General features: G+C 68.2%; 11 protein-coding genes. 8 read left to right on the plus strand and 3 right to left on the minus strand.

All coding sequences use genetic code 11. The annotated features are described in order from the left end of the window. Positions 1-26: 26 nt before the first annotated feature. The 7 genes from D7318_RS31385 to D7318_RS35085 all read left to right on the plus strand — a co-directional run bounded on the left by D7318_RS31385 (position 27) and on the right by D7318_RS35085 (position 6,104). Positions 27-1,553, plus strand: coding sequence for an aldehyde dehydrogenase family protein (locus D7318_RS31385; RefSeq protein ID WP_120700652.1), 1,527 nt, complete (start codon positions 27-29; stop codon positions 1,551-1,553). 41 nt (positions 1,554-1,594) lie between these two features. After that, the gene (locus D7318_RS31390) at positions 1,595-1,891 is read left to right on the plus strand and encodes a Dabb family protein (protein WP_120700653.1); all 297 of its coding nucleotides are present in this window, start codon (positions 1,595-1,597) and stop codon (positions 1,889-1,891) included. Between the two features lie 52 nt (positions 1,892-1,943). Continuing rightward, on the plus strand, positions 1,944-3,026 hold the full coding sequence (locus D7318_RS31395; RefSeq protein ID WP_120700654.1) for an ABC transporter substrate-binding protein: 1,083 nt from the start codon (positions 1,944-1,946) through the stop codon (positions 3,024-3,026). Positions 3,027-3,029: 3 nt separating this feature from the next. Continuing rightward, positions 3,030-3,842, plus strand: coding sequence for an ABC transporter permease (locus D7318_RS31400; protein WP_120700655.1), 813 nt, complete (start codon positions 3,030-3,032; stop codon positions 3,840-3,842). Continuing rightward, positions 3,839-4,609: an ABC transporter permease gene (locus D7318_RS31405; RefSeq protein ID WP_120700656.1), complete on the plus strand. Its 771-nt coding sequence runs from the start codon at positions 3,839-3,841 to the stop codon at positions 4,607-4,609. Before D7318_RS31400 ends, D7318_RS31405 begins: the two co-directional genes overlap by 4 nt. Then, positions 4,606-5,445 carry an ABC transporter ATP-binding protein gene (locus tag D7318_RS31410; protein ID WP_120700657.1) on the plus strand — a complete coding sequence of 280 codons (840 nt, stop codon included), beginning with the start codon at positions 4,606-4,608 and terminating at the stop codon, positions 5,443-5,445. Before D7318_RS31405 ends, D7318_RS31410 begins: the two co-directional genes overlap by 4 nt. Before the next feature lie 359 nt (positions 5,446-5,804). After that, on the plus strand, positions 5,805-6,104 hold the full coding sequence (locus D7318_RS35085; protein ID WP_120700658.1) for a hypothetical protein: 300 nt from the start codon (positions 5,805-5,807) through the stop codon (positions 6,102-6,104). 374 nt (positions 6,105-6,478) lie between these two features. Here D7318_RS35085 and D7318_RS31420 read toward each other — a convergent pair whose 3' ends face one another. Then, on the minus strand, positions 6,479-7,273 hold the full coding sequence (locus D7318_RS31420) for an IclR family transcriptional regulator (RefSeq protein WP_120700659.1): 795 nt from the start codon (positions 7,271-7,273) through the stop codon (positions 6,479-6,481). Positions 7,274-7,313: 40 nt separating this feature from the next. Here D7318_RS31420 and D7318_RS31425 point away from each other — a divergent pair, with 40 nt between their 5' ends. After that, positions 7,314-8,546, plus strand: a complete 1,233-nt coding sequence (locus tag D7318_RS31425; RefSeq protein WP_220729903.1) for an FAD-dependent oxidoreductase — start codon at positions 7,314-7,316, stop codon at positions 8,544-8,546. Between the two features lie 430 nt (positions 8,547-8,976). Here the strand turns inward: D7318_RS31425 and D7318_RS31435 are convergent, their stop codons facing one another. Both D7318_RS31435 and D7318_RS31440 read right to left on the minus strand, forming a co-directional pair. Further along, positions 8,977-11,238: an alpha-L-fucosidase gene (locus D7318_RS31435; RefSeq protein ID WP_120700661.1), complete on the minus strand. Its 2,262-nt coding sequence runs from the start codon at positions 11,236-11,238 to the stop codon at positions 8,977-8,979. Between the two features lie 263 nt (positions 11,239-11,501). Further along, a complete protein-coding gene (locus D7318_RS31440; protein WP_120700662.1) occupies positions 11,502-11,792 on the minus strand; it encodes a transposase in 291 nt (96 codons plus the stop codon). Between the last annotated feature and the right edge of the window lie 253 nt (positions 11,793-12,045).

The following is a 12,045-nucleotide window of genomic DNA, read 5'->3' on the forward strand; positions in this document are numbered from 1 at the left end:
CCTCGACCTTGAAGGAACCACACCCAATGGCAGCCACGCCCTCCACTTCGGCCCCTTACGCAAGCGCCTACGCGACCCGACGGGCCGAGCTCGACGCCATCGCCGTCCGAGACTGGGGGGTGGTCATCGACGGCACGGCCCGGCCCGCCGCCGGCGGCAAGACGTTCACCACCATCGACCCCGCCACCGACGCCCCACTCGCGCAGGTCGCGGACGGGGGTGCCGCGGACATCGACGCCGCCGTGCGGTCGGCGCAGAAGGGCTTCGAGACGTGGCGGCGCTACTCGCCGCAGGGCCGGGCATCGGCCGTGCGTGAGTTCGCCGCGGCCATCCGCGCCCAGGTAGAGGAACTGGCCCTGCTCGACGCCGTCGACGGCGGCAGCCCGGTCGCCTCGATGCGCGGCGACGCCCGCTGGGCCGCCGACCACCTCGAGATGTTCGCGGACTGGGCACTGATGATCAAGGGCGACACCTATCCCGGGACCGGGACCGGCCTGCACTACTCACGGCTGGAGCCATACGGCGTCGTCGGGCGGATCATCCCGTTCAACCACCCGCTGTTCTTCGCTGCGGGCAAGCTGGGTGCGCCGCTGATGGCGGGGAACGCGGTCATCGTCAAGCCGCCGCCGCAGGCCCCGCTGTCCGCGATCCGCATGGGCGAGATCGCCGCGCAGGTGCTGCCAGCGGGGCTGGTCAACGTGGTGCCGGGAGCGGGACCGGAGACCGGGGCCGCGATCTCCGCGCACCCCGACATCCCGCGGATCGCCTTTATCGGCAGCGAGGGCACCGGCCGGGCCATCCAGCGGGCGTCCGCACAGGCGGCGGTCAAGAACGTGACGCTGGAACTGGGCGGCAAGAACGCGATGGTCGTGCTGCCCGACGCCGACCTCGAGCGAGCCGCCGTCGGCGTGGTCTCCGGAATGAACTTCACGGCCAGCCAGGGCGAGTCGTGCGGCTCGAACTCCCGGCTGGTGGTCCACCGGTCAGTGGCCGACGAACTGGTGGCCCGGGTCGTCGAGCTGGTGGAGCGGATTCGGGTCGGCGTCCCGGTCGACGAGACCACGCAGATGGGCGCGCTCGTAACCCGTGAGCACCTCGACCGGGTCCGATCCTACGTGGCGGCGGGCTTGGCCGAGGGGGCCGTCCTGGCGACCGGGGGCGATCGACCGGAGCACCTGCCGCACGGCTGTTTTCTCGCGCCCACCGTGTTCACCGGGGTCACGCCCACAATGCGGATCGCGCAGGAGGAGATCTTCGGCCCGGTCCTGTCGGTCATCACGGTTGACGACGACGACGAGGCCCTCCGTGTGGCCAACGACGTACGGTACGGGCTCACGGCCAGCGTCTGGACCGAGAACCTGCGCCGGGCCCAACGTTTCGTCGACGCCTTCCAGGCCGGCTACGTCTGGGTCAACGACTCCGCCCGGCACTTCCCTGGCCTGCCCTTTGGCGGCGTCAAGGCCTCGGGTATTGGCAAGGAGGAGAGCATCGAAGAACTGCTCGGATTCGCCCAAACCAAGGTCGTGAACGTCCGCACCGACTGGGACGCCTGAGTGCCCGGCCAGAGCTCGTCGACGAACCGGGAGGGCTCATCATGCTGAACCACGTCATCTGCCTCCGCTGGGCCGGGGGCACCAACGAGGCGGCCAAGCAGGCCGTCGTCGACGGGCTCCTCGGACTACGGGAGCACATCGACACCATCCGATCCATGCGGATGGGATCCGACCTGGGGATCCGCGCCGACAACTTCGACTTCGCCTCACTCATCGAGTTCGACGATGTCGACGGCTACCTGACCTTCCGCGACCACCCCGCGCACCAGCAGGTCGTGCGGGACTTCATCCGGCCGGTCGCGGCCGAGCGGGCCGGAGTCGTCTTCACCTCCCCCTGACCGGCCGTTACATAGCAGACCCCGAACAACAGTGCCTGAGAGGGAAGAACCCATGACACCGATCCGCTCAACGAGGAGTGCGGTCAGTCTCCTCCGACCATCGTCCGGCTCCCGGGGCCACCGCTGGACGTGGGCCTTCGCCGGCGCGCTGGCCATGGCCATGGCCAGCGCATGCTCCGCCGGCTCGGCGGGCGAACCAGGCGACCCTCTGCGCCTGTCGCTCACCCACCAGGTCGTGTACGACGTCGCGGTGCCGGACGCGGTTGCCACTGCCGAGAACTTCTACGAGGACGCTGGGGCGAATGTCTCGCCCGACCGGGTCTACCCGTCCAACTCCGGCGACGCGGTCCAGGCCCTCATATCCGGCAGCACCGATCTCGCCATCGGGGTCTCGCTGTCCGCCGTCTACTCCGCCATCGAGCAGGGCGCCGACATCACGATCGTCAGCGCCGAGTTCAAGGGCTACGGCGACATCACCTACTACGTGCCCGCCGACTCGCCGGCGCAGTCACTGGACGACGTCGGCGGACAGTCGGTCTCGACCAGCGGCCCGGGCTCCACGACCGACCTCGTCGGTCGCGAACTGCAGCGCCAGCTGGAGGACGGTGGGGCACGCCCGCCGGAGCTGGCCGCGCTCGGCAACCCCCCAGACGTCTTCACCGCCGTGCGGACCGGCCAGGTCGACGTCGGTTGGACGACACCCCCCTTCTTCTTCGACGAGATCCAGCAAGGGACGGTGCGCCAGATCGGCACCGGGAACGACGTCGGGGAGCTCGCCGGGATCACCTCACGGGTCAACATCACCCGCAGCGAGGTGGCCGAACAGCGCATGCCCGACCTCCAGGCGTTCTTCCGCGCCTACGAACAGGCACTCGACTTCACCGAGGCGAACCCCGACCGCACCATCGAGATCTGGACGGAGGCTTCGCAACTGGACGCCACCCCCGAGGTGCTGGAACAGGCACGCGCGGCCTACCCCCGGGAGTCCCTGGACCCGCGCCGGATCGAAGGGCTGGACGTGTCACTTCGGATCGCGCACGAACTCGAGTTCATCTCACAGCCACTGTCCGAGGACGAGTTCCGCGAGCACGTCGCCATCGACGAGATATTCGACACAGACACGGGGCAGGGCTGAGCCGTGACCACCACGACCAGCGCGCCTCCAGTATCCGCCGGCCCCGGCCCGGCCAAGGTCCGGGCCTGGCCGCGCACCGTCGGCGTCTCGCTGACGCGGATCGGGATCATCGTCCTGGCCGCGGCATTGGTCGAGCTGGCGGTCGAGCTCCGCTGGGCGACCCCGCTGCAGGTCGCGCCGCCGTCGATCGTGCTGCCAGCGCTGTGGGACGGGTTGACCACGGGGAACTACCTGTCCCTGCTGGGCACCACTCTGGCCGAGGTCGGTGTCGCCTTCCTCTGCGCGGCCACAGTCGGGACGACGCTCGGCTACTTGCTGTGGCGGCGGCCGCTGTTCGGCCGGGCGTACGAGCCGCTGCTTTACGCCCTGGCGTCGTCGCCGATCGTGCTGCTCTACCCGGTCTCGCTGGTGATGTTCGGGCGGACCCCGGTCGCAGTGGCCGTACTCGGCTTCGTCGCGGGCCTGTTCCCGGTGCTCATCTCCACCTACCAGGCGTTCCGCCGACTGGACGACACCTATATCAAGGTCGCGAAGGTCCTGCGGCTCACGCCGGGGCAATCGTTTTTGCGGGTGCTGTTGCCAGCCGCCCTCCCCTCGGTGCTGGTCGGTCTCCGGCTCGGGCTCACCCTGACCATGCTCACGGTCATCGCGATGGAGTACCTCGCGAACGTGGGTGGAGTCGGCGCTGAGCTGTCACTGGCCTATCTGCGACTCCGGTCAGCCGACATGTACGCGGTACTCCTGCTGATCATCAGCCTGTCGGTCACCTTCCTGTTCCTGCTCAACCTGACAACCCGGCTGGTGGTGAAGCGATGACCACCGTCGTGAGGATTCGTGTCCTGAGCGTGCTCGCGGTCGCACTCCTGTGGGAGCTGCTGGCCTTGTCCGGAGCCGGCGCCGACGACTTCTTCCCGCACCTGTGGACGCTGGCGGCGGCGTTCGGGGACGTGCTGACGTCGGATTTCGCCGGCGACGTTGGCGTCACCCTGTTCCAATTGTTCTGGGGCGCCTCGATCGGGATCGTCGTCGGACTGGTGCTCGGATTGCTGCTCGCGACACGGCCGCTGGTCCGCGAGATCGTCGAGCCGCTGCTCGTGTACCTGTCGACCGTTCCGAAGATCGTGCTCTACCCGGTCTTCCTGCTGTTCCTGTCGGTCGGCACCGAGTCGAAGATCGCCATGGCGGCGTTCGGGGCGTTCTTCCCGGTCGTGCTGCACACCCTGGGCGCGGTCTCCGACGTGCGGCCGGTCTGGCTGAACGCGGCCCGGTTGCTGCACACCAGCGGCGGGCAGCGGATGCGGCACGTGTACATCCCAGCGATGGCACCGACGATGTTCGCCGGTGTTCGGCTCGGGATCGCCACCTCGATCATCGGCACGGTGATGGCCGAGAGCAAGGCCGCCGATGAGGGAGTCGGCTACCGGGTCATCTTCTACTACTCGCAGTACCAGATCCCTCAGATGTACGTGGTGCTGCTGCTGGTCTTCGTATTTTCCGTCCTCGTCGCCGTCGGCCTCGACCGGCTCGGGCGCGTACTGCGGCTCGGCGGAGGACACCGTACCGATCGGGAGATCTCGTTGTGAACGCACCGACCGACGGCGCGGCGGGCACCGCTCCCGCGCTCGTGATAGCCGATGTCAGCAAAAGCTTCGGCGACCAAACACGGCGTGTGCCCGCGCTGGGGAAGGTGAGCCTCACCGTGGCAAGGGGAGAGTTCGTCTCCCTGATCGGGCCGTCAGGCTGCGGCAAGTCGACGCTGATCAACATCGTGGCCGGGCTCATCGACGGGTATGAGGGTCGGGTCACGGTGTCCGGCGCCCCGCTCGACGGCCCGCATCCGAGCATCGGGATGGTGTTCCAGGACGATTCGACGTTCCCCTGGCTGTCGACGTTGCAGAACGTCGAGTTCGGCATGCGGATGGCCGGGGTCAACGCGACGGAGCGCCGCGAGCGGGCGATGGAGATGCTGGACCTGATCGGTCTGCGCTCCTTCGCCGACCGCTATCCCGCCCAGTTGTCGGGCGGAATGCGCCAGCGGGTCGCGCTGGCCCGGGCGCTCGCGATGCGACCGGAGATCCTGCTGATGGACGAGCCGTTCGCCGCCCTCGACGAGCAGACCAGGATGGTGCTTGGCGAGGAGCTGCTACGGCTGCAGGAGGAGCTGCAGCAGACCGTTGTGTTTGTGACACACAATCTGGGGGAGGCGGTCCAGCTATCTGACCGGGTCGTGGCGATGACCGCGCGGCCGGCGTCGATCAAGGCGATCCTTGAGGTCGACCTGCCTCGGCCCCGGGACTCGTCGATCGTGTCGTCGGACCGCTACGGCGAGCTGGTTGCGCACCTGTGGTCGCTGCTGAGGGAGGAGGCGATCACTGCGTTCAACCAGCGGGACGCGGCTCAGGCCGGAGCAGTGCGGTGACGTCCGGCGCCACGTTACTCGCCCTCGGGCTTTGTCGGGCCGTACCACGACGTCGAGCGGATCGCGCTCGCCCACGGGCGCGTGCTGGACAGCCGGGCGACGGCGCGCCAGTACCCGAGCCTGGTCCGGAGCGAGGTTCTTCCCGTGATCTTGGACAGGCGATTCTCCCGCTGTGAGGGTGTGTCCTTGCTCGTGCCGCTGCCGGCTCTCCAGTGGAGTGAGGCAACCCCAGATCGGGTGCTTCCGCAGCCACTTGCGGTTGTAGAAGGTCTCGGTGCGGCCCATGCTCTGCCGCAGACCCAAGGGCACGTGGCTCGCGGCGGAGTTCCTCTGAGGTGTGCTCACCTTCCCCTGTCCGAATGCGCGATGCGGCCGGGCTGGAGCCGTCCGCGGCCGGCGGCCATCCGCAAGGCATCCACTACCAGCGACGGGCGGTGGCGATGAAGGTGATGTCGCCGACCAGCTTGATCCCCGGCTCGGGCGCAGTGAAGTCACGGCCCAGCAGGTCCGGGGGCGAGTGCCGCTTTCTTCGCGGGGTGGGTCAGCGACCGGCGCTCGCGCCGGGGCACGCCCGCGATGCCACGCTCGCGCGGCACCCGCTCGCGTTCGACCCGGTAGCCGTGCCGGCGCGGTTCGGCGTGGAAGCGCGCACTCCGTAAGCGCCCTTCGAAGCGAGGTACGGCATGGTGAGCTCGTGGGCCAGGGCGTTGCCGGCAGCCCTTGCGCTCGGCCGGGTCGGTTTGCCGACCGGCCACGCAGTCTCTCACCGCGGCGAGCTTGCAGAACCCAGGCATGAAGCCGCGAACCGCAGGTGGAGGCCGGCGAACGACACTCGGTGCTTGACCGTGACGCCGGTGCGGCCCCGCGCGTCGGGGAGGGGGAGGAGATGCTCGTCGTGATCGGGACGAAGACTCGGCCGAGGTGCGTACCAGGTGGGCACACGCGCGCAGCGGAATCTGATCGAACGAGTGATTCCGTTTATGTGCTCATTCTGTCTACCAGAAGAGAAATGCCCGCCGCACGTCACCCAGCCCTACGTGATGTCGGTCAGGGTGGACTGGATCTCCCTGTCGATGGTCAGCTGGGCGGCGCGCAGGGCAGGAATCAACGTGCCCTCGACAGCCCGTCGGTAACGCGAGGACGGGAGGGCCACGGAGATGGCCGCCACGGCCTTGCCACCGGCGCTGTGCAGGGCCGCTCCGACGGCGCTGATGCCATCCTCGGTTGACCCCAGATTGACGGCATACCCGTTGCGGCGGACCGCGGCCAGCTCGTTCTGGAAGGCGGCCAGCTCCTCGGCGATCAGGTGCTCACCCCCGATGGCGGTGTTGGCGCCCTGGTAGAGCTGGTCGAGATGGCGGGGCGCCAGCTCGGCCAGCATGGCCTTCCCCCCGGAAGTGGTCCGCGCCGGCAGTACCGCACCACGACGGTCGCTAACCCGCAACAGATTGGCGCTCTCGACACATCCGATGAAGCGCACCATGGTCCCCACACGAATCATCAGGTTCGTCGTCTCGTTGAGCTGGGCGGCGAGTCTCTCTAGATGAGGCTGTACCGCACTGCGCAGCTGTCGCGACCACGTCAGTTCGGCTGGTCCGGCACCCAGGGCTGGTCCCGGCAGGTAGCGTCTCGACTCGTCCTGGACGGCGAAGCCCCGGTAGACAAGCACCGCGAACAGGCGGTGCGCCGTCGACGGAGCCACGTCCAACTCGGCGGCCGCGTCCTTGAGCCGGACGCTGCCGAGGTCGCGAAGCAGATGGATCAGGCGCAGTGCCCGGTCGGCGGCGTCGACGGGGTACGGCGGCCGCTCAAGAGGTTCATTGTGCACAGCAGAATTTTATGGCACACGGTCGCCGCTGGCAGTCAATGTGACCGAAACACAGGTCGAGCAGGAGGTGCGGATGAGCGGCGCGGACACCCACACAGACGTGGTGGTCGTCGGCGGCGGGATCGCTGGCCTGGCCGGCGCCCTGGCGCTGAGCCGCAACGGCCAGCGCGTCACGCTGCTGGAAAAGGCCGACGAGTTCGGAGAAGTCGGCGCCGGCCTCCAGATGGCGCCCAACGCCTCACGGGTCCTGGACCGGTGGGGATTGCTCAACCAAGTGCGGGAGGTCGGCTTCTCACCGAGACATCTGGTCTTCCGCGACGCCCTCACGGGGCAGGAACTGACCCGGCAGAGCTTCGGCCGCGCCTTCGAGGAACGCTACGGCGCGCCGTACGTCGTCGTCCACCGTAGCGACCTTCATACGATCCTACTCGACGCGTGCCGCGACGCAGGCGTGACCCTGATCAACGCGACAGTGATCACTGGGACGCGCACCGAGGCCGGCCGCGGCGTGGCCACCGCGGACGACGGACGCGAGTATGCCGGCCACCTGCTGATCGGGGCCGACGGACTGGATTCCACGCTGCGCGCCCAGATAGCGGCCGATCCGCCGGTCGTCTCGGGCTACGTCGCCTATCGAGGCACGGTCCCGATCACGCGCGACACCGCCAGTGGTGATCTGCACGACGTCGTCGTGCATCTCGGGCCGGAGTGCCACCTGGTGCAGTACCCGCTGCGGCAGGGTGACCTGCTTAACACCGTGGCGGTCTACCGGTCGGCCTCGTTCGAGCGCGGCGAGGAGCAGCTTGTAGGCAGCGACGAGTTGCAGGCGGCCTACGTGGGCTGCGTGCCCGCCGTGCACCGCGCGCTGAGCAACCTCAGGACCGGCTTTCGATGGCCGATGTACGACCGCGAGCCCACTGACACCTGGCGGGACGGCCGGATGCTCCTCTTGGGTGACGCCGCGCACCCGATGCTCCAGTACCTCGCACAGGGTGCCTGCCAGGCCATGGAGGACGCCGCGGCTCTCGAGCGTGTCACCGCTGGCGTCGACCTTGCCGACGAGAGTCGAGTCGACGCCGCGTTGTCCACGTTCGTCGCCGAGCGTGCCCCGCGGACCGCCCGGGTGCAGCGCACGGCCCGGGTGTGGGGCGATGTCTGGCACGTCGGCGGTGTCGGCCGGGTCCTCCGCAACAAGCTCTTCAGCTCCCGCGCCGATGGGGACCTGGAGGTCGCCGATTGGTTGTACGGCGGGCAACCGGCCGTGGGTCTGTAAAACGAGCGGCTCTGGTGCACCGGTGGTGACGGTGGGAGATCCCGCGCGCGACAACGTTGGCGGGGTCATGCTTGTTGGCGTGTGGTGTTGGTCTTCCGGGGTTCTTGTTCTCCTCGAACTCGACGACGTCGTCGTGGAGTACCCCGGGAAGGCCGCGGCCGGAAGCCGTTCTGCGTCCTGCACGGCGTCTCGCTGTCCATCGCGCCCGGCGAGACGAACCGGGTGGTGTGCTGTACCGCTTCGATATCGTGGAGACGGGTGACGCGGCCCAGGTCACCTGCGGCCGGAGCACGCCCACACGAAGCGCCTGCTGCTCGCCGCTCCGGTACCGGACCCGGACCGACAGGCGCTACGCCGCGCGGAGCGACTGAAGTTGGCCGCTTCCTGACCACGCGGACCGGTTCGACGACGGCTTCCAAGCCGCGCCCGATCAGGCTGCGGTGACGGTCCACTGGAGGTTCGGACTGGTCTCGGCGGGCCATTGCTTGAGGGGTGAGCCGGGTGGCACGTGGCCGCCGCTGTCTAGCACCAGCCCGATGGCCCGGTTGGTGATGTGGTAGCGACCGCCGGCGTGGTCGGTGATCTGCCATTGCTGAGTGGTGGCGCCGTTCCACGGTGTCTGCTGTGCCAACGCACCCGAGTCGGTCCGCCCGCCGCCGTCGATGACCAGGCCGTTGGCCCGGTTCTCGATGCGGTGGTATCCGGTGCCCAGGTCGACGATCCGCCATTGCCGTCTCGCGCCACCGTCCCAGGTGGACTGCGTCGGTGACGACCCGGCGGCGGCATCGTCGCCACCATCCAGCACGAGGTCGTTGGTCACGTTGGTGATCCGCACGTACGCCACCGGGTTGAACCTCACCCGCACCGAGGCGATGGCGTCATTGCCCCCGGTCCCGCGCAGGTTCCCCCTGTCGGCGGTGAACGTCCACTCCCGCCCGGTGAAGTTCTCGTTGGCGAACCCGGTGACCTGGTATCCAGCGGCGACCCGGAGCGAGGAGATGCTTCTCAGGTCGATGCCGAGTACGCGTAGTTGCTCCGCGGTGTAGGCGCCGACCCCCAGGGAGGCGCCACCGGCGTAGTCCACGTCGCGGTACACGCTCACCGGCAAGGGCGAGTCCGTGCTCGTCCGGGGGTGAGGGATCGGACCGGAGAACGTCAGCTTCACGACATACGCCGGGGCGCTGAACGGCGCCTCGTCGGACGGCATGGTGATCCGCAGGCCGCCCCTGTCCTGGGTGCGGGCCGGCAGGTCGACATAGGTGCCGGCGATGGAGTCGAGCAGTTGCAGTGACCTGAGACTCCTGAGGTTGATCCGAACCGAAGCCGGCGTCGCGATGTTCAGGGTGCCGCCGGGCCAGCCGAGCACGGTCGCGTAGAGCACGGTGCCCGCCTTGTCGCGGGTGAACCGGATGTCCTCCGCGGTGCCTGCCCGGGGTGTCGTGAACGCGTCGCCGCCCATCTTGGTGGGTCCCTCGCCGTAGACGCTCCAGGCCCGCGTGGCATAGATCGACTCGCCGAAGCGCCTGAGGTAGTCGCCCATGGCGAGCAGGATGGCGCGCTGCCCGGACGGGATGGTGCCGTCAGCCATCGGGGCGATGTTGAGCAGCATGTTGCCGTTCTTGCTGACCCGGTCGATGAGCGAGTGGAGCATCTGCTCCAGGGAGTAGTAGCCGATGCCGACGGTGTAGCACCAGCTGGAGCTGCTGATGCTGTCGTCGGTGAGCCAGTACGGGATCTCCAGGTCGGCGGGGCCGCCGCGTTCGTAGTCGTAGAGCTGGCCGAGCCTGTTGAAGCCGTCCTTGTAGGTGGCGACGACCTCCCTGTCCCCGGCGACGGCCCGGTTGTAGTAGTGGGCCAGGAAGGCGAGCCGACGCGCCTCTTCGACGCGGTTGAGGTTGAAGTCCTGCCAGATGATGTCCGGCTGGTAGCCGTCGACGACCTCTCGGAGCTTGTCGTACCAGAGCTGGTTCCCTGCCTCGGAGTCGAGCTGGCCGTAGAGTTTCCGCAGGCTCGGGTCGGACTGTGGGGACACGTGACTGTAGAAGCCGGTGTAGTTGTACGCGTGGTGCATCGCCACCAGAAGCTTGAGCCCCCTGCCACGGATGGCGTCCGCGTGGAGCCGCAGTAGATCCAGGTGGGGGCCTTTGGCGACGGAGTTCCACTCGTTGACCGCGCTGTCCCACATGGAGTAGCCGTCGTGGTGCTCGGCTACCGGGCCGGCGAACGTGGCGCCCGCGTCGACGAAGAGCTGCGCCCACTCGTCGGGGTCGAAGGCGCCGCCGACCGACGAGAGCCGCGGAGCGAACTGCCTCCAGTCGCCGGCCTGGTTCCGGGCGCCGTCGATGAAGTTGTGGTAGGGCCATTCCGACGGGTCGCCGTAGACGTTCCTGTGGTGAAGGTTCTCGCTGGTTCCCTCCCCGTACATGAAGCGCCCGTACCACTCGTTGCCGAACGCCGGAACGCTGAACACGCCCCAGTGGAAGTAGATGCCGAACTTGGCGTCCTGGAACCACTCGGGGGCCGGCGGGTGCTGGTTGACCGATTCCCACGTTTCCGAGTAGGAGTCCTGACCCGCGACGGCGTCCCGGGCGGGGTCGGCCCGCGCGACGGCTGGCAAGCCGGCGATCGTGGCGCCACCGGCCACGCTCAGAGAGGTCAGGAACGTCCGACGGTTGAAGTGAGGTCCGCCCATGAAGGTCTCTCCTCGTCGTTGAAGCGAGCACGAGACGTGAAATTCATCGGATGTTATGGGCGTCGCATCGACCGGGCAACACCCGGCGGCCACCCGTCGTTCGCGCAGCCATGGTGACGACACCCCACCGCGTACAGGACCTCATGGGCGATGAATGCGGGACTGACCCCGCTCTCGGAGCGGGCATCCGGGACGGCCGTTTCGGCAATTCATCTTATGTATCGAAAATCCTTCATCTCCCGTGCAGCACCGCATTCAGCTACTCAACTACCGCAAGCAGCCTCCCGCATTCGTGGCACACCTTTTTTCAGGAACGCGACTTCCATCTCCAGCTCACGGTTGCGGCGCTCGAGTTCCTTCAGCCGGGCGCGCTCGTCCACCGGCAGAGGCTCGTCCCGTCGACCCTCCTCGTGTTCATGTCGACGCACCCATGTGCGGAGCGTCTCAGAGCTCATATCGAGCTCCCGGGCGACTTGAGATACCGAGGCCGACGCCACGCGATGAGCTGGTCGAACTGGCGCCGAAGACGCCAAGCGGTTGCCCGTCGCTGTCATTACCTGCGGCGTTGTCCCACGATCGAGGGGCGGCCACCGTGAGACCGCCCCGAACCCTCCACAGGCCGCTACACTCCAGCCCTCCAGCGAAACCCACAGGTCAGACAGCGAAATCCTGCTGGAGTACTAGGGAGCGTATCGAGTCGTGATCAATCTGCGGGATTCTCCCTCACGGTGGGGCCTGGACCGGTAGATCTTCTTGCGTGACGCGAGTGCAACTGACGGACGACGAGTGGGAGTTCATCGGGCCGTA

It is taken from the genome of Streptomyces radicis (genome assembly GCF_003626575.1).
GTDB lineage: Bacteria > Actinomycetota > Actinomycetes > Streptomycetales > Streptomycetaceae > Streptomyces > Streptomyces radicis.

What these genes read in the sequence shown, in the direction of transcription:
- D7318_RS35085 (WP_120700658.1), top strand. Translation starts at nt 5,805, where the DNA reads ATGCGCGATGCGGCCGGGCTGGAGCCGTCCGCGGCCGGCGGCCATCCG.
- D7318_RS31405 (WP_120700656.1), top strand. Translation starts at nt 3,839, where the DNA reads ATGACCACCGTCGTGAGGATTCGTGTCCTGAGCGTGCTCGCGGTCGCA.
- D7318_RS31395 (WP_120700654.1), top strand. Translation starts at nt 1,944, where the DNA reads ATGACACCGATCCGCTCAACGAGGAGTGCGGTCAGTCTCCTCCGACCA.
- D7318_RS31385 (WP_120700652.1), top strand. Translation starts at nt 27, where the DNA reads ATGGCAGCCACGCCCTCCACTTCGGCCCCTTACGCAAGCGCCTACGCG.
- D7318_RS31440 (WP_120700662.1), bottom strand. Translation starts at nt 11,792, where the DNA reads ATGACAGCGACGGGCAACCGCTTGGCGTCTTCGGCGCCAGTTCGACCA.
- D7318_RS31435 (WP_120700661.1), bottom strand. Translation starts at nt 11,238, where the DNA reads ATGGGCGGACCTCACTTCAACCGTCGGACGTTCCTGACCTCTCTGAGC.
- D7318_RS31390 (WP_120700653.1), top strand. Translation starts at nt 1,595, where the DNA reads ATGCTGAACCACGTCATCTGCCTCCGCTGGGCCGGGGGCACCAACGAG.